The following is a 16,692-nucleotide window of genomic DNA, read 5'->3' on the forward strand; positions in this document are numbered from 1 at the left end:
CCGGGAACCGTCCGATTGCTGAGGCGTTGAGCTTTGCGCCATGCGATCCGCATGGCATCGTTCACTGCCGGCACATAAGGAGGCGTTTGATGGCCGCAACCAGTTCCACCGCAAAGCGACAGGCCGCGGCCTCGGTCAAACGCGCCAAGGACGAAGTCGCTGACGCCGCCGCGGACACGGCCGAGCGCGCCCGCCGCGCCGGACGACGTGTCCAGGACGAGGCCGACGAGATCGAGGCCAGCCTGGCGCGCGGTGCCGAGGACCTTGCCGCGACCGTCAGCGAGAAGCTGAAATCAGTCGGCGTCGACACCGACCGGATGGCCGCGGTCGCGCGCGAACAGGCCAGCGACCTGGAAGAGCTGATCATCCGCGAGATCCGCGAGCGGCCCTTGCGGGCGCTCGGCCTCGCGGCCGCGGTCGGGCTGTTCGTCGGCTTCCTGTCGGCGCGCTGACCATGCTGGGGGGGCTGACCGGTCTGGTCACGCGCGAGGTCGGCGGCGTCGTGCGCCGCAACGTCACGGTCATCGTGCTCTATCTGCTGGCGGGCGTGCTGGCGGCCGGCGCCGTGGGCTATGCGCTCAATGCGCTGCATACGGTGCTGACGCTGCATTACGGGGCGATCACTGCCAGCCTGTCGATCGCCGGAGGATTGCTCCTCGCGTCACTGCTGATGCTCGGCATCGCGCTCTATGTGAAGAGCCGGCCGCGGCCGGATCGGCGCCTAGCCGCTGCTGTCGCCGCCGCGCCGATCGCGGCCTCGCTGGTCGGCAACCGCAAGCTGGGCTGGCGTGCCGGATTGGTCGGCGGCGTCGTGCTGCTCGGGCTCATCCTCGGACGGCAATTCGCGCAAGGCGACGACGACGCTGAAAGCTAGGGCGAATTCACCCTGAACCGGCAGTCTTTCCGCAGCCGGCTCGTGGCGATGTGTCTTTTTACCTTGGGCGATCGGATTTCAGCGTCTATTCAAGGCAGCGATGAATGCCCAGCTGAAGCTCCGTCCACGCTGGCTCTCGCCGGGACTGCCCTTGCTCGGTACGCGCCGCTACACCGCATCCTCGGCTGCGATCGCGATCCTTGTGGTCGCTGCTGCCGTCCTGATCGCCGGCTGGATCAACGTCCAGGCCGACGAGGCCTCGAAGCTGGTCTCGCGTTCGATCGACATTCGCGAACGCAGCGAACGCTTCCTCAGCAACGTCCTCGATACCGAGACGGGGCAGCGCGGATTCCTGCTCACCGGCGACGAGCAATACCTCGAGCCCTATAACGACAGCCATACCAAGCTGCTGCCGAGCCTGGATGAGATCGAAGGCCTCGTCGCCTACAGCTCGACCCAGACCGAACGGGTGAAGCGTGCCCGCGCCGTCACCACCCGCAAGCTCGCCGAGATGACCGAGACCGTCGGGCTGATGCGCACCGGCAAGCGCAGCGAAGCCACCGCCCTGGTGAGCCGCGGCACCGGCAATCGCCTCACCCAGGAGCTGCGCGACATCGTCGGCGAGATCCAGCTTGAGGAGAATCACCGCCTTACCGCCAGCACGCGCCGCGAGGCCCGTCGCCGTGTCCTGGCCAGCGCCGGCATCCTGGTCGCGCTCGCGGGCCTGTGCTTCGCCGCCTGGCTGCAATTGCGGGTGCGGCATCGACGCGCCGTCACGCTGTCGAGTTCGAATGCCGAGCTGGAACGCAAGGTCGGCGAGCGCACGCGCCAGCTCGAGAACGAGCGGCTGCGCATCGAGGCGCTGCTGCGCGACGTCAACCATCGCGTCGGCAACAATCTGGCGATGGTCTCGGCGCTGCTCAACGTCCAGAGCCGGCAGACGCGCGAGCCGGCCGTCAAGCAGGCGCTGGCCCAGGCGCAATCGCGCATCCAGGCGATCGCCGCCGGCCAGCGCCGCCTGCGGCTCGACATCGAGGCCGACGAGATCGAGGCCCGGCCCTATCTGGAGGACCTGCTGGCCGAGATCGGCAAGGCGGCGGAAGGCAAGCCGATCGAGATCGGGCTGGCGATGGACGCGATCCGCCTGCCCGGCCGCGACGCCGTCTCCTTCGTCGTCGTGATCAACGAGCTGGTGACCAACGCGATCAAGCACGCCTTTCCTGACGGCGCGGCCGGCAAGATCACGATCCGGCTGGCGCGCACGCCCGAGGAAGACCTGGTGCTCTGCGTGGAGGATGACGGCGTCGGGATGCCGGAGGATCAGCAGACTGCCGGGCTCGGCAAGTCGGTGATCAACGCCCTGCTGCGCAGCATGCGGGCCGAGATGGAAATCGCGCCGCTGTCGCCCGGCGCCGCGCGCCCCGGCACCCGCGTCGCCGTCACCTTCCCGAAGCGGGAGCAGCCGGCCGAGGACAACACTGGCGAATAGCGACCCTCAGCCCTTGTTCACGGCCTTGGAGACGAAGCGGCCGAGCTCGTCGGCCGAGAAGGGCTTGCGCACGAAGCGCACGTCGCGCAACTCGGGCGGAACCTCGCTCGGGGCGGAGCCGGAGACGAACGCCAGCGGCGTGCCCCTGGCGCGCAGGCTGGCGGCTATGGCGAAGGTCTTGCCACCGACGACGTCGATATCGAGCAAAGCGCAATCGAGCGGCTGATCCGCAGCGCGGCGCGCCTGCGATACCGATTCGACCACGATCAACTCGGCATCGCCACCGAGCTCTTCGCTCACGGCGCTCTCGATATCCATCGCGATAAAGGGATCGTCCTCGACGATGAGGACCCGAATACCGGCCATGAGACCCAGATCACCTTCCAACTTCACGACTAAACCCCAAGCTGCTTCCTGCTTGTGAGCTTCATGAACGCCTGCTTGGTCGGCCTTGTTCCGTTCTGAGCCGGATTGTCCGCCTCGAACCCTTCAAATTCAACTCAAATTGGCTGGATATGGTTAGGAAAGCGTAAGTATCGCCTCTCAGCGCCGGCGCGGCGAGCGGACGAGGCTGAGCTCGAATGCGGTGACGCCGAGGGCGACATTGGCGCCGCGCTGGATGGGCAGGGCCCGCGGCACCAGCCGGACATCGCCGTCATGGCTGCCGGTCAGCGCGACCTCGCCCGGCTTGCGGGCATAGGGGCCGTAGAGGACGCCGAGGGGCGCGCGTGCGTAAGGGCCGTAGACCCGCCAGGCGAGCAGGCTGCGCCCGACCGTCTTGGCGTCGAGCGCGAAGCCGCGAATCACCCCGGTATAGGTCTGCAGCGGCCCACGCCGCGGCCGGAAACGGCATTCGAGCGGCTTCTGCGTGGCGACGGCCTGGGCGAGGCCGGCGCCGATCGTGCAGGTCAGCCGCCCGGCCGGCGCGCCGCTCTGCGCCAGGGCTGGGGCGGCGGACAGGCTGGCGCCGGCGGCCAAAGCGAGCATTGCGATCAGACGTCTCATTCACCTTCTCCTGCGCCCTACTCCGAATGCACCGCGCCGACTTGCAGCCGGCTCCGCCGAATCGCCCACCGCGCCTCGAAACCGCACCAAAGCGCCGCAATCACTCCATAGTTCCCAAATAATCCGGAACCTCAATCCGGTGCTTGCGTTGACGGGAACTGACCAGTGGACGCGCAAATGGAAAAGCAAGGACGGACCGACCCGGTGCAGATCTTCCCCACTCCCAAGCTGGCGCGCGATCTTCCGCCATTCTGGGAGCTCGAACAACTTCTGCGCGAGGGTTTCGACCATGATTCGGCGCTGGCCGAGCTGGCCCGCCGGCGCGAGAGCTGGTCGAGCGGGAGACGCCCGCCACCGGCCACGGCACAGTCCGACACGCCGGACGGCGTCTTCACGATCGCGTCATAGGACTTCGCCGGGCTCATTGGCAGAAGCGGCTCGACGCCGCCCTGCGTTGCTGAATATCGACATGGAGATGGTTGGCGTGGGCCGCATCCGAGCCCGGGCCGAGGACGGTCATGAAGGCGCCGCAGGCCGATTGGCGCACGCCATCCAGGAAGCGGGTCTGCTCCAGGCCCTTCGGCCGTTCGACCAATACAGCCACCCCGCCCTGCTTCTCCTCACCGAGCTGAAAAGCGAAGATGTCGAGGGCTTTTCCCGTGGCATGCTCGCTGAGCTGCCCTTGCGTCTGACGATTGCGCCGCCGGCACTCATGCCCGCCGCCGACACGTAGCGCCGTCAATTCCCGTCCGAACGCTCCCCGCGCCAGAGGCTGCAGGCTGGTGTCGAGCCAGAGCGAGACCGCGCGCGCCAACTCGCAGCTCACTGTCGGAGGCGGCAGCAGACTCACCTGGCCGGGGCCATCGGCCGTCCGGACTGCCAGCGCCTCGACCACGACCGGATCGTCCACGCGGCAGCCCTCCGTTTCCGGCTTCGCGGCCGATGCGGCCGGGCGAATCCTGTTCCCCACCACACCTGCGAGCATCCGCATGCAGGCGCTGTCCTGCGTCGCGACGATGGGCTTGTCCGCCGGCGCCATGGCCGGGGGAGCCGAAACGGGCTTCGGCAAGGACGTGGGGCGCGGCGGAGGCTGCGGCGTGCTCATCGGCTGCGTTTCACGGCTGCGAGCGTGCTCGGTCCCAGCCACTCCGGCGGCGGCGATGACGACCACCCAGCAACCCCACCCTATGAGCCGGCGTCGACGCATGCGCTCAGCCGACAGCCGTGAACAGGACCGTGAGCGAGGCCGCGACGATCAGCGCCGCCAACAGAGCCATGGACATGACCGATCTCCTTCGCATCGCCCGGGTCGGGGCAACGCGAGGGATCGCCGATTTGTTCCCGGTCACCTCGATCCGTGCGTCAGGCAGCCTTGCGGCCGGCGCGACGGTCGAAGAACAGCGCCTGACTGATCGCGGCCTTCACCGCTTCCGGCTGGAACGGCTTGGTGATCAGGAAGGCCGGCTCCGGACGGTCGCCGGTGAGCAGACGCTCCGGATAGGCGGTGATGAAGATCACCGGCACCTCGATCGCACTGAGGATCTCGTTGACCGCCTCGAGGCCGGAGCTGCCGTCGGCCAGCTGGATGTCGGCCAGCACCAGGCCGGGGCGCTTCTTGGCGGCGAGCGCGATCGCCTCGCGATGCGTCCTGGCAACGCCGGTCACTCTATGGCCGAGTTCCTCGACCATGGTCTCGATGTCGAGGGCGATGATCGGCTCGTCCTCGATGATCAGCACGTCGGTGGCGACCTGCTCGGCGATCTCCTGGCCGGCCGTCTGGACGAGAGCGGCTGCGTCGCTGCTGGAGATGTTCATGACCTGCGCGACCTCCTCGATCGGAAAACCTTCGACCGTCCGCAGCAGAAAGGCCTGGCGCGTACGCGGCGTCAGCGCATCGAGATTGCGCTCGGCGGCAGAGCGCTCGGCCTCCGGTGCCGAGGCCTGGGTGTTGAGGCCAACGGACGACCACATCTGCAGGAACAGGCGGTAGAGGCCGACCCGCGAGCCGAGCTCGCGCGGGAAGGTGCCGGGGTCGGCGATGAGCGCCTCCAGCGTCGCAACGACATAGGCGTCGCCGCTCGCCTGGGTTCCGCTCAACGCCCGGGCGAAGCGGCGCAGATACGGCAAATGCGGTGCGATTTCAGTGGCGATCGACATCTTGCTATCCCCCACGAGTCCGGCCCGATCGGCTTTCGATGCAAGCTGATCAGGTCGGGCTCATCCAGAATTGAGAGGCGGGCTCACCGACCGGGCTTCCGATCCAGCGAGATCCGGCTCCAACCAAAGTTGCTGGAGAAGAGCACTCAAGTCCCTGTTATGACAAGAAAATTATTTTTCGTTCGGAATGGAACCTTTTGCTTTCGGCCTCGTTATTGGGCCGAATGAAGGTGCGTTTCGGGGCAGTCGCGCGCAAGCGTGTCAACGAGCGTGCGTGGCGTGGTTGGGTGTGATCGGCGGCACTGTCGGCATGCCAATGGAGCGAGGGATCATGAATCTGATGAATGCCGATCCGCCCGAAGCGGCCCGAGCCGAGCCGGACGACGAGATGATCCTCGATCCGCGGGTGCAGGAATCGATCGGCCGGTCCCTCAAGGCGCATTATGACGACCTGATCAATGCGCCGGTTCCGGACCGGTTTCTGGTGCTGCTGGCCCAGCTCGAGGACACCGAACGGCGCCTGAAGGCCGAGGGTGGCTCAGATGAGCGCAGCTGACTTCAAGGACGGGCTGATCGCCGAGATTCCGAACCTGCGCGCCTTCGCGGCGTCGCTGTCGGGCTCGATGCAGCTCGCCGACGACCTGGTCCAGGACACGCTGCTCAAGGCCTGGGGCAATGCCGAGAAGTTCCAGCCCGGCACCAGCCTGCGGGCCTGGCTCTTCACCATCCTGCGCAACACCTATTACTCGCTCTACCGCAAGCGTGGGCGCGAGGTGCAGGACAGCGAAGGCACCTATGCCGACCGGCTCGCCACCCATGGCAACCAGGAAAGCCATCTCGATCTCGCCGATTTCCGCAAGGCGCTGGCAAAGCTGCCCGAGGAGCAGCGCGAGGTGCTGATCATGGTCGGCGCCACCGGGCTGTCCTATGAGGAGACCGCCGAGATCTGCGGCGTCGCGATCGGCACGATCAAGAGCCGCGTCAACCGGGCTCGTGCCAAACTGGCGGAGCTCCTGTCCATTGGCGGCGTCGACGATCTCGGCCCCGATCGCCGGATCACTGCGGCCGTCCAGCGCGCCGGGCCTGAAACCGTCAGCAGCTGATGGCGCTCTCGCTGTTCAGGACGGTCCGCGGCCGCCTGCTGGCACTGATGGTCGCGATCGTCCTGCCGATCGCCTGCCTGACGGCAGCGGCGGCTGTCGCGACCTATCGGACCGTGTTCGAGGCGATCGAGACCTCGCAACTGCGCGCGGCGGACGACTTCGCCGTGCGCGCCCGCGTCTGGTATCGCGGCGCGCTGCGCTCGCTCGTCGCCAGCGCCGCGACGATCCGGGCGGTCTCGCCACCCGCCGACACCTGCGACCGCATCGCCGAGAAGGCGCTCGCCGCGGTCTCGGGCTATGAGGCCTTGCTGCTGCGGGTGTCCGGCCGGCCGGACTGCATCGGCGGGCTCGACGGCAGCATCCCGCCCAGCGAACTCACAGCCGTGGCCAACCAGCTCGCGGTACGCACGCCCATCAAGCTGTGGGGCGGCACCGAGTTCACCAAGGCCCGCTACGATCAGGTGACGATCGCGGGCCGCTCGTTCCTCGCCATCTACAGCGAGTTCGACGGGGGCGACGCGCTCCTGCTCACCAAGCCCGACCCGCTCGACGACACCTTCGACCTCGGCAGCAGCGACAAGGGCATGATGGCGGCGCTGCTGCGCCGCGGCGGCGACGTCGTGGTCGCGCGCGGCGGCGCTCAGGCAGACGCCTCATGGCTTCCCAGGGCCGAGGCCGTGCCCGATCCGACCGCGCACTGGTCCGCGCCAAGCCGGGCCGGACCGAGCCGGACCTATGCCGCGCGCATGGTGGCGGAGCCGGACCTCTATGTGATCGTGAGTTTCGACGGCACGGCCGAACAGGCCGCGAAGACGCAATTCTATACCTTGCTGCTGGCGCCGCTGCTGACGCTGTTCCTGCTCGGCCTAGTCTACATGAAGGCGATCGACCAGCACTGCGTGCGCTGGCTGCGCGGCATCGAGGCGACGGCCCGGGCCCGCTCCAGCTCGGCCAGCGCCCGCGTACCGCTCTCGGACGAGATGCCGCGCGATATCCGCAGCGTCGCCGAGGCCTTCAATGCTATGGTCGACGAGCAGGAGGTGCGCCAGAGCAAGCTCAGGCTGGCGCTCGACGACAACCGCTTCCTGGTCCGCGAGCTGCACCACCGGGTCAAGAACAGCCTGCAGGTGGTGCAGAGCTATATCGGTCTCGCCAAGCGCAACCATCAGGGCGAGGCGCGGATGGCGCTGTCAGATGCGGAATGCCGCGTCCATGTGCTCTCGGCCGCCTATCGCTTCACCCTCGCCGATGGCGAGATGCAGCCAGTGCGGATCGACCTCTTCCTCGACGATGTCGTGGCGATGGTCTCCAGCCTGATCGTCGCCCGCGGTCAGCGGCTGGAGAGCCGCATCGAGACGCAGGCGGCCCTGCCGATCGACCGGATCATCCCGCTCGGCTTCCTGATCGTCGATGTCGCCAGCCGGGCGCTGCGCGCTGCTCCGGGCATCGGCCTCGAACTCGCCGTGACCGCGGCCGGCGACGGCGTCATCGACGTCGCCATCAGCACCGACCGCGACACCGCCCAGGTCGCGCCGCCGCGCCTGTTCGCTGGTCTGCTGATGCAGATCGAGGCAATCGAGATCAGCCCGCCGCAAGGCCGCAGCCTCGGCGTCTGGCGCCTGAGCCACGGCACTGCGCGCCGGAACGACGCGGTTCAGCCCGGCCCATCCGCCGGCGTGATCGCGACGCCGACGCTGAGCCCGAGGAAGGCGCCGGCCGGCCCGACATAGCTGCCAGCCACCGGCGAAGCGTCCTCCGGCACCCGCGCCACCGCGACCCGCAGCAATTGCCGGTCGGCGACGAGGTCGTTGGTTGGGTCGAACTCGACCCAGCCGTCATTGGGGATGAAGACATCGGCCCAGGCATGGGTCAGCCCGGCCACCGAGGTCATCCCTGCGCTCCCTGGCGAGCGCTCATGGATGTAGCCGGTGACGAAACGGGCGGCGAAGCCGAGCCGGCGCGCCAGTTCGATGAAGAGCCAGGCATAGTCGCGACAGGAGCCCGCCCCCATCCTCAGCGTGTCGAGCGGATGCTGGGTGCCTTCGTCGAAACGCACGGCATAGTGCAGGCTGGCATAGATCTCATGCGCCAAGGCGCGCAGCAGATGACCGCCATTGAGCCTGGCACGAAACGCCTGCAGCCAAGTGTCGAGCGCGCCATCGGGATCGGCGGTGGCGAGATCGAGATAGGGCTGCAGCACGGCACGCTCGGCCGGGGTGTAGCTGATCTCGAAGCTCTCGATGTCGGGCTCGACCCTGGAGCGCGGCAGTGCCGAGCCGAAGCGCTGGATGACGAGCTCGCTGACGATCTCGAGCGTGTCCGACGTGCCTGAAAAGGTCGCCATGGCGACGGGGTTGCCGTAGGCATCGTGCATCCAGCGCAGCCCGGCCGGCGGCGAGATCGCGATCGCGGTATCGATGACGCGCAGATCGAAGGAATCGCGTGGACGCAGCATCAGCCGGTGCGGGCCGAAGACGACCGGCTCGGCATAGCGATAGGTCGTCGCGTGGCGAATACGCAGATGCATCTGATCTCCAGCCTGTCCATCATAGCTCGCCATCACGGCAAAAAGCCGCCTCGCGGCGGCTTTGCTGATCAGGCTGATGAATTACGCGCGAGCGGCGGATCGGTTCCGCCGAAAGCATTGTCGAGCGAAGCCGGACCAGTTCGCGGGAAGACAATGCGATAAGGTGAGGAGCAAAGCTCAGCGCAGGACGGTGTTGCCCTTCAGGCTGGCCTCGCGCTGCGAAGTCGGAACGACGCGATGGGCGAAATCACGGCGCATCTCGGCGGGGTTGACCGCAGCGAACTGGACGTCGGCGGGGGCGCCGCGCTGGAGCTTGGCCTGGGCCACCGCTTCCGAGCTCTGGCCGAAGCCGTTCTGGTACGAAGCGCCCATGGTCAGGGCGGTCACGACCAGCGCCATGCCGCCGAAGAAGGTGGCAGCGCGCTTGAAGGGGGCAAGGCTGGCGGTAGTCATCTTCGCTCTCCCGGTTCGTGTGGTCGCTCTTGAAAGGCGGAACGGCTTCTCAACCCGTCTGGCAGGGAATTGTTCCGCTTTGCCCTGATTTCGCGGCGATCCCGATTCTTTTTCAGCTCGCCGGCTGGTCGTTGGCTGCCTCGCGCCGGCGGAACAGGCGCCAGAGCGACCTGCTCAGGCGCTTCGAGGTCAGATGTGCGCCGGCCTCGCGTTTCTCGAAGGTGATCTTGCGCTCGTGGAAGTCCTCGAGCCCGGGCCGATGTCCGACGCTGATGATCGTCGCATAGGAGAGCTCGCTCTCAATCAGCCCGAGCAGCGAGTCCTGGCTGGCTTCGTCGAGCGCCGAGGTCGCCTCGTCCATTATGATGATGTCGGGCTTCTGGATCAGCAGCCGCGCAAAGGCGACACGCTGGCGCTCGCCGCCGGACAGGGTCTGGTCCCATCGCTCCTCCTCGTCGAGCCGTTGGCCGAGCGAGGCGAGCCCGCAGCGCTTCAATGCGTCCCGGACCGCATCGTCATCGACGCGGCTCTCGGCTTCCGGGTAGAGCAGCACGTCGCGCAGCGTCCCGATCGGCAGATAGGGCTTCTGCGGCACGAAGGCGATGCGCTTGCCCGGCGGCAGCTTGATCGAGCCCGACCCCCAGGGCCAAAGGCCCGCGATCGCCCGGATCAGGGTGCTCTTGCCCGAACCGCTCTCGCCGGCGATCAGCACCTTCTCGCCGGCCGCGATCACCACCGAGGCGTCAGCGATAACGATCCGCCCGTTGCTGTGGGCGATCGAAAGATCGGCGATATGGATGCCGCCATCCTCGCTCTCCCCAAGCTCGATCTGGGTCTCGCCTTCCATGATCGTGCCGACATCAAGCGCCTCCAGCGCTTCGGCCAGCTCGTCGACGCGCCTCACCGAGGCGAACCACTCGGCCAGCCGGACGAAATTGTCGACGAACCAGATCAGGGCGGCCTGCACCGCGCTGAAGGCGGCGACGACCTGCATGACGGCGCCGAGCGTGATCTCGCCTGAGAGATATTTCGGCGCGATCAGAAGCAGCGGCACGATCGGGAACAGCGCGCCGTTAGTGTTGAGCACGATGGCGATGACGCCCTGCTGCCGGATCACCTTCAGCCATGCAGCAACGACGCGGCCATAATTCTCGCCGACCGAGTCGCGCTCGTCGGCATCGCCCTTGATCAGCGCGATGCTCTCGGCGTTCTCGCGCAAGCGCGTCATCTCGGCCCGGAACTGCGCCTCGGCCTCGTTCTTGGCGGCGATGCGCGGCACCAGAGGCCGGCCGGCGAAATAGGCGGCGAACGAGGCGACGACGGCATAGACGATCGCCGCGACCGCCATATAGCTCGGGATGACGATCTGCGTCCCGCCGAGCGTGAAATGCGCCGATCCTGCGACCTGCCAGAGGATCGCGGCGAAGGTCACCGCAGTCACGAAAGCGCTGAGCAGGCCGATGGCGAATTCGACCAGGGGCTCGATGGACAGGCGGACATCCTCGGCGATGCGGTATTCCGGCGCGCTCTGGTCGGGCACGACGAACTGCATCCGGTAATAGCGCTGGTCGGCGATCCACCAGCCGGCAAGGCGATGCGTCAGCCATTCCCGCCAGCGCATCTGCAGCAGCATCCGGCTGATCACCAGGCAGGACAGCGATGCTGCGGACGCCGCGACGATCAGCGGCAGCCAGCCGACAGCCGTCCAGATATTGGCGAGATCGCGTTTCTCCAGCGCATCGAAGAACAACCGGTTCCAGCTGTTGATGCCGACCGCCGCGCCGAGCTGGGCCGCGACGAAGAGCAGCACCGCGAGGGTGAGCACCCAGGCCCGCAGCCTGTTCTCGCCTCGCCAGAAGCCCAGGGCGACACGAAAGAACTGGCGCAGGCGCGAACGCCGCAGCCCGGAGGCATGTGATTTCATGCGGCGGCCTCCTGAGCCGATCTGCTATGCCGGGACGGGCGCGATTGCTAAGCCAAGGCTTTCGCGCCACACAGAAAACGCAAGCGTTCGCCGCGGGTTCCGGCGGATGAAGGAGCCGGGCGTGATCGTTTCATCAAGCAATCACCGAAATCATCGCAGCCCGTCCTGCCTTGCCTGCCCGTTGCGGCTGAAGCCGGCCTTCAAGGATAAGTCCGACGAAGAGATTCGCTTCATCCAGGACATGAAGCTCGATCACCGGCAGTTGCCGGCCGGCGCCGACATCATCCATCCCGGCCAGCAGGATGCCGAGCTCTACACGCTCTTCTCGGGCTGGGCCTTCCGCTACAAATCACTGCCGGACGGGCGCCGGCAGATCCTCAACTTCCTGCTGCCGGGCGACCTCGTCGGCCTGCAGGCCTCGCTGCTCAGCGCTGCCCAGCACGGCATCGAGGCCCTGACCGAGGTCGAGCTCTGCGTGTTCCCGCGCCGGCGCACCTATGAAATGTTCGGGCGGATGCCGGCGCTGGCCTATGAGCTCGCCTGGCTCGGCTCGCGCGAGGAGAGCCTGATCGACGAGAACCTGACCTCGGTCGGCCAGCGCAACGCGCAGGAGCGGATCGCGGCACTGGTGATTTCGCTCTACCGCAGGGCCGAGGCGCTCGGCCTGGTCGCGGAGAACAGTTTCGCCTTCCCGCTGACGCAGCAGCAGCTGGCCGATGCGCTCGGCCTCTCGCTCGTCCACACCAGCAAGACCTGGGCGCGCCTGCGCAAAGCCGGGATGTTCTCGCTGGAACGCGGCCGCCTCACCATCCACAATCCACGCCTGACCGAGCGCATGGCGCTGCTGTTCGAGAGCGAGTTGCATCCACGCCCGCTGATCTGATCGCGCTCGTTGCGGTGGCCGGCCAAGAAATCGCTGGATTCGGCCCGCTCTTGACCCCATATGACAGCGGCGTAACGTCACATCATCGTCATGTCGCTCCGGCGCGGGCCTTTTGCCTAGCCGCATCGAGGTTCTGAATGGCCCATCCCGCTTCCGGTCAGCGCCTGCGCGCCATCCGCTTCGGACGTTCGTCCGTCGCAGCCCGACTGGAGCATGAGGTGCGCCTGACCGCGGCAGATTTCGCCGACAGCGTCGCCGAAGCGCGGCTCAGGGTCGCCGCCGCGCGCTACAAGGTCGAGGACGAGGTCCGCAACACCGCCGGCAAGCTGAAATCGCATGTGCGCAAGGCCGCCGACGAAGCCAAGGCCCGCTTTGGCGACGATGCCCGCTTCCTCAAATCCTGGATCGATTCGCCGGGGCGTACCGGCGCGGTCGCGCCGTCGAGCCCGTTCCTGGCGAAGCGCATGGCGTCCTATGTCGATCCGCAGGCCGAGGGGCCGGTAGTCGAGATCGGCCCTGGCACCGGCCCGGTCACCGAAGCGCTGATCGAGCGCGGCATCGACGAAGCCCGGCTGATTCTGGTCGAATACAGCCCGGAATTCTGCGAATTGCTGCGCCGCCGCTTCCCGCGCGCCACCGTCATCGAGGGCGACGCCTATGCGCTCTCGACCACGCTCTCCGGGCACCTGAGCGAGAAGGCGAGCGCGGTCGTGTCGTCGCTGCCGCTGTTCAACAAGCCGCCGCCGGAACGCACCGCTTTGGTGCAGGACGCCTTCGCCAATGTGCTGAAGGCCGGCGCGCCCTTCATCCAGTTCACCTATGCGGTGATCTCGCCGGTGCCGCGCAAGGGCTCCCACCTTAAAGCACAGGTCTCCGACTGGGTGCTGCGCAACATCCCGCCGGCGCGCGTCTGGGTCTATCGCCGCGCCAAGCCGTGACCCGGGCTTGACGGCGGCCCCGCATCTCTCCGACATCGCAGCATGAGAAGGCCGGGCCGTTCGCTCGGTTGGAGCATTCCCGCGCTTCTCCGAATCGCGGGAATGCTCGAAGGTTTTGTTTTGAGGCATTTTCTTCACGCGAACCGGTGCCCACTTCGCTCGAAAATGCTCTAGTCCGTCGGAGTGACCATGCCAAAAATCCTCGTCTTCGCCGGCTCCTGGCGCCCGGATTCGATGAACACCCGGCTCGCCACCCTGATCGCAGGGAATCTCCAGGCGGCGGGAGCCGAGGTGACGCAGATCTCGCTCGGCGACTATCCACTGCCGCTGATCGACGCCCGCGCCTTCCATGACGAGCAGCCGCAGGAGGCGAAGGCGCTGGCGGCGCTGGTCGATAGCCATGACGGGCTCTTCATCGCCAGCCCGGAATACAATTCCGGCTATCCGCCGGCGCTGAAGAACGCGCTCGACTGGATCAGCATCGTCCGCTCCGGCGGGCCCGGCCTGCGCGAGAAGACCGTCGCCATCGGCGGCGCGTCGGCCGGCAATCTCGGCACCTATCGCTGCCTGACCCAATTGCGGACCGTGCTCGAGCTCGGCTTCGGTGCGCTTCTGGTGCCGGAGATGCTGGCGGTCAGCGGTGCCGACAAGGCCTATGGCGAAGACGGCGACTTCACAGACAAGCGCCTCAAGGGCCTGCGCGACAAGATGGTGACGCGGCTGGTGAAGGTGGCGGCGCTCCACCCCTGAGCGCTATTCCAGCGCACATGGCCCGCTTGCCGGCGACAGGCGCCAGAGCCCGTCGTCCGGCTTCGCCGGGATGCGAACCGCGCCATCGGCGATCTCCTCGGCATCATAGGGATTGGGATTGGCGATGATCCCGGCATTGCGGACGTCCAGCGTCCCGTTCGGGCCGCGCTCGATCCGCCAGTTGCCCGCCTCCCATTCCGGCACGCAACGTAGGCCCTGCCCGGACGCCTTGCAGATGCCGCCGAGCTGGTAGTCGAAACTCTGATCGGGCTTCACGCGCTGGCGCAGGTTGACATAGAGCGCGACGTAGAAGCCGCCCTGCCCGACTTCGGCCCAGCTCTGCGGCAGATGGACCAGCCGGATCCGCGCGACTTTCTGCTGTGGGTGGCTGCCGAGATGGGCGGCATCGTAGACCCGCTCCCAGCAGGCGGCCTTCGCCGGCGGCAGCTCGCGTTCGAGCGGGCGGGCCTGCACGATCGTGGCAAGGCAGCAGATGACGGCAGTCAGAGGCAGGCGCATCATGGCTCTCCTTGCCGGGTTGCCGCAGCGTGAGGCACGCATCACGGCCGATCAAGCAGGCTTGCGCGAACCGGGGATGGAATCGCGCAATGGCTGGCCATCGCCCACCGAATCCGGCACATCCGGCGGATGTCGTCGCCACGCGAATCAGAAGCCCGCGCGATCCTGAAGTCGGTCTTCGGCTATGACGATTTCCGCCCCGGGCAATGGGAGGTGATCGAGGCCGCGCTCGCCGGCCGCGACGTCTTCGCGGTGATGCCGACCGGCTCGGGCAAGTCGATGTGCTACCAGCTGCCGGCCCTCGTGGCCGGAGGGCTGACGCTGGTGGTCTCGCCCCTGATCGCACTGATGCGCGACCAGGTCGGGCAACTGGTGCGCGCAGGCGTCTCCGCCGCCTCGCTCAACTCGATGAACAGCGAGACCGAGGCGGCCCGGGCCTGGGACAAGCTCAATTCCGGCGAGTTGCGGCTGCTCTTCGTCTCGCCGGAGCGTCTCGCCGGCGAAGGCCTCGTCGCGCGCCTGCGCCGGCTCGGCGTCGCCCGGCTCGCGATCGACGAGGCGCATTGCGTCTCGCAATGGGGCCACGACTTCCGCCCGGAATACCGCCTGCTCTCGAAGGTGCGCGAGGCGCTCGGCGACGTGCCGGTGACGGCGCTGACCGCGACGGCCGACCGCCAGACCCAGGCCGACATCGCCCAGCAGCTCTTCCCGCAGCCGCCGAAGCTGGTGATCCACTCCTTCGACCGGCCGAACCTGAAGCTCTCCTTCGCGCCGAAAGAGCAGCCGCGCCGGCAGATAGACGACTTCCTGAAGGTGCATCGCGGCGGCTCCGGCATCGTCTACTGCTCCTCGCGCGGCCGCACCGAGCGACTGGCGCAGGGCCTCAGCGAGAAGGGCTGGAAGGCCTATCCCTACCATGCCGGGCTGGAGCAGACGGAGCGCAACCGCAACCAGGACATCTTCCTGCAGGAGGACGGCGTCGTCGTCTGCGCCACCATCGCTTTCGGCATGGGCATCAACAAGCCGGACGTCCGCTTCGTCGTCCATGCCGACATGCCGGGCTCGATCGAGGGCTATTACCAGGAGATCGGTCGCGCCGGCCGCGACGGGCTGCCGGCGGATACGCTGACCCTCTACGGCGTCGACGACATGGCGCTGCGCCGCCGCCAGATCGACGAAAAGCAGATCGACGACGAGCGCCGCCGGATCGAGCACAAGCGCCTCAACGCGATGATCGACCTGTGCGAATCGGCGCTGTGCCGACGCTCGGCGCTCCTGTCCTATTTCGGCGAGCAGGTACCGCCCTGCCGGCATGGCGAGGCGCCATTTCGCTGCGACCTCTGCGGCCCGGCTGCGCCCGAGCTCTCGGATGCCACACTCGACGCCCGCAAACTGCTCTCCGCGGTGATCCGCTCCGGTCAGCGCTATGGCGCCGGCCATCTCGCCGACATCCTCACCGGCACCGCGACCGAGGCGATCCGGCGCCAGAACCATGATGGTCTGAAGACCTTCGGCGTCGGCAACGACAAGCCCAAGGGCGCCTGGATGGCGATGGCGCGCAAACTCTTCGCCGCCGGCGCGCTCGCCGAGGCCAGCGTCGAGCATGGCGGCTTCTGCCTCACAGAGAAAGGCGAAGACATCCTGTTCGGACGCGAGCCGATCGCGCTGCGGGTCGACCCGCTGGCCGAGCGCCGCTCGCGCCGCGGCCAGCGCGAGGCGGCGCGCGCTGACGGGCTCGACGGCGACACCGCCGCTTTGTTCGAGCATCTGCGCCAGCTCAGGCTGAGCATCGCCCGGGAGGAGGGCGTCGCCGCCTACATCATCTTCACCGACCGGACCCTGATCGCCATGGCGCGCGAGCGCCCGCTCGGCCTCGACCAGATGCGCGGCATCGAGGGCGTCGGCGAACGCAAGCTCGCGCAATATGGCGAGGTTTTCCTGGATGCGATCGCGACATTCTCTGGCTAAATCCACCGCTCTCGCGTACGCGGGCGTGCGCACGTGAAAAAGCCATCCTGAGCGCCTATATTCGTAAGCCGAATCAAGTTGATCAGCGGGCCTCCCGCTCGC

General features: G+C 67.5%; 19 protein-coding genes. 11 read left to right on the forward strand and 8 right to left on the reverse strand.

Going from position 1 to position 16,692, the window contains the following annotated elements:
* Positions 1–89: 89 nt before the first annotated feature.
* The 3 genes from AC3WLC_RS23925 to AC3WLC_RS23935 all read left to right on the forward strand — a co-directional run bounded on the left by AC3WLC_RS23925 (position 90) and on the right by AC3WLC_RS23935 (position 2,363).
* Positions 90–452, forward strand: coding sequence for a glycine zipper domain-containing protein (locus AC3WLC_RS23925; protein WP_493686410.1), 363 nt, complete (start codon positions 90–92; stop codon positions 450–452).
* Positions 453–454: 2 nt separating this feature from the next.
* A complete protein-coding gene (locus AC3WLC_RS23930; RefSeq protein ID WP_493686411.1) occupies positions 455–874 on the forward strand; it encodes a hypothetical protein in 420 nt (139 codons plus the stop codon).
* Between the two features lie 100 nt (positions 875–974).
* Positions 975–2,363, forward strand: coding sequence for a sensor histidine kinase (locus tag AC3WLC_RS23935; RefSeq protein ID WP_493686412.1), 1,389 nt, complete (start codon positions 975–977; stop codon positions 2,361–2,363).
* A gap of 6 nt (positions 2,364–2,369) precedes the next feature.
* Here AC3WLC_RS23935 and AC3WLC_RS23940 read toward each other — a convergent pair whose 3' ends face one another.
* Both AC3WLC_RS23940 and AC3WLC_RS23945 read right to left on the reverse strand, forming a co-directional pair.
* Complete coding sequence (locus AC3WLC_RS23940) at positions 2,370–2,729, reverse strand: response regulator (protein WP_493686413.1); 360 nt, start codon at positions 2,727–2,729, stop codon at positions 2,370–2,372.
* A 177-nt stretch (positions 2,730–2,906) separates the two neighbouring features.
* On the reverse strand, positions 2,907–3,368 hold the full coding sequence (locus AC3WLC_RS23945) for a DUF992 domain-containing protein (protein ID WP_493686414.1): 462 nt from the start codon (positions 3,366–3,368) through the stop codon (positions 2,907–2,909).
* A 177-nt stretch (positions 3,369–3,545) separates the two neighbouring features.
* On the opposite strand from AC3WLC_RS23945, the gene AC3WLC_RS23950 reads away from it, so the two are divergent.
* On the forward strand, positions 3,546–3,776 hold the full coding sequence (locus tag AC3WLC_RS23950; RefSeq protein ID WP_493686415.1) for a hypothetical protein: 231 nt from the start codon (positions 3,546–3,548) through the stop codon (positions 3,774–3,776).
* Positions 3,777–3,789: 13 nt separating this feature from the next.
* Here AC3WLC_RS23950 and AC3WLC_RS23955 read toward each other — a convergent pair whose 3' ends face one another.
* Together AC3WLC_RS23955 and AC3WLC_RS23960 are read right to left on the reverse strand one after the other, a co-directional pair.
* Complete coding sequence (locus AC3WLC_RS23955) at positions 3,790–4,539, reverse strand: extensin-like domain-containing protein (RefSeq protein WP_493686416.1); 750 nt, start codon at positions 4,537–4,539, stop codon at positions 3,790–3,792.
* 191 nt (positions 4,540–4,730) lie between these two features.
* A complete protein-coding gene (locus AC3WLC_RS23960) occupies positions 4,731–5,525 on the reverse strand; it encodes a response regulator (RefSeq protein WP_493686417.1) in 795 nt (264 codons plus the stop codon).
* A 340-nt stretch (positions 5,526–5,865) separates the two neighbouring features.
* On the opposite strand from AC3WLC_RS23960, the gene AC3WLC_RS23965 reads away from it, so the two are divergent.
* The 3 genes from AC3WLC_RS23965 to AC3WLC_RS23975 are packed head-to-tail and all read left to right on the forward strand — an operon-like array spanning position 5,866 to position 8,358.
* Complete coding sequence (locus AC3WLC_RS23965) at positions 5,866–6,081, forward strand: NepR family anti-sigma factor (RefSeq protein WP_493686418.1); 216 nt, start codon at positions 5,866–5,868, stop codon at positions 6,079–6,081.
* On the forward strand, positions 6,068–6,628 hold the full coding sequence (locus AC3WLC_RS23970) for a sigma-70 family RNA polymerase sigma factor (protein ID WP_493686419.1): 561 nt from the start codon (positions 6,068–6,070) through the stop codon (positions 6,626–6,628). Before AC3WLC_RS23965 ends, AC3WLC_RS23970 begins: the two co-directional genes overlap by 14 nt.
* A complete protein-coding gene (locus AC3WLC_RS23975; RefSeq protein ID WP_493686420.1) occupies positions 6,628–8,358 on the forward strand; it encodes a sensor histidine kinase in 1,731 nt (576 codons plus the stop codon). The genes AC3WLC_RS23970 and AC3WLC_RS23975 overlap by 1 nt, the downstream gene beginning before the upstream one ends.
* On the opposite strand, the gene AC3WLC_RS23980 is transcribed toward AC3WLC_RS23975, so the two are convergent.
* From AC3WLC_RS23980 to AC3WLC_RS23990, 3 genes are all read right to left on the reverse strand, one after another.
* Entirely contained in the window at positions 8,283–9,155 is an 873-nt protein-coding gene (locus tag AC3WLC_RS23980) for a transglutaminase family protein (RefSeq protein WP_493686421.1), read from the reverse strand. The genes AC3WLC_RS23975 and AC3WLC_RS23980 overlap by 76 nt on opposite strands.
* 177 nt (positions 9,156–9,332) lie before the next feature.
* Positions 9,333–9,608: a hypothetical protein gene (locus AC3WLC_RS23985; RefSeq protein ID WP_493686422.1), complete on the reverse strand. Its 276-nt coding sequence runs from the start codon at positions 9,606–9,608 to the stop codon at positions 9,333–9,335.
* Between the two features lie 112 nt (positions 9,609–9,720).
* Positions 9,721–11,532: an ABC transporter ATP-binding protein/permease gene (locus AC3WLC_RS23990; RefSeq protein WP_493686423.1), complete on the reverse strand. Its 1,812-nt coding sequence runs from the start codon at positions 11,530–11,532 to the stop codon at positions 9,721–9,723.
* 121 nt (positions 11,533–11,653) lie between these two features.
* Between AC3WLC_RS23990 and AC3WLC_RS23995 the strand changes: the two genes are divergently transcribed.
* The 3 genes from AC3WLC_RS23995 to AC3WLC_RS24005 all read left to right on the forward strand — a co-directional run bounded on the left by AC3WLC_RS23995 (position 11,654) and on the right by AC3WLC_RS24005 (position 14,103).
* A complete protein-coding gene (locus tag AC3WLC_RS23995) occupies positions 11,654–12,415 on the forward strand; it encodes a Crp/Fnr family transcriptional regulator (RefSeq protein WP_493686424.1) in 762 nt (253 codons plus the stop codon).
* A 137-nt stretch (positions 12,416–12,552) separates the two neighbouring features.
* Entirely contained in the window at positions 12,553–13,353 is an 801-nt protein-coding gene (locus tag AC3WLC_RS24000) for a class I SAM-dependent methyltransferase (protein WP_493686425.1), read from the forward strand.
* A gap of 189 nt (positions 13,354–13,542) precedes the next feature.
* Positions 13,543–14,103, forward strand: a complete 561-nt coding sequence (locus AC3WLC_RS24005; RefSeq protein WP_493686426.1) for an NADPH-dependent FMN reductase — start codon at positions 13,543–13,545, stop codon at positions 14,101–14,103.
* Positions 14,104–14,106: 3 nt separating this feature from the next.
* On the opposite strand, the gene AC3WLC_RS24010 is transcribed toward AC3WLC_RS24005, so the two are convergent.
* Positions 14,107–14,622, reverse strand: a complete 516-nt coding sequence (locus AC3WLC_RS24010; protein WP_493686427.1) for a hypothetical protein — start codon at positions 14,620–14,622, stop codon at positions 14,107–14,109.
* Positions 14,623–14,751: 129 nt separating this feature from the next.
* Between AC3WLC_RS24010 and recQ the strand changes: the two genes are divergently transcribed.
* Complete coding sequence (gene recQ, locus AC3WLC_RS24015) at positions 14,752–16,590, forward strand: DNA helicase RecQ (protein WP_493686428.1); 1,839 nt, start codon at positions 14,752–14,754, stop codon at positions 16,588–16,590.
* The last annotated feature ends 102 nt before the right edge of the window (positions 16,591–16,692 follow it).

The sequence above is a fragment of the Allobosea sp. GW821-FHT03A12 genome (genome assembly GCF_058986765.1).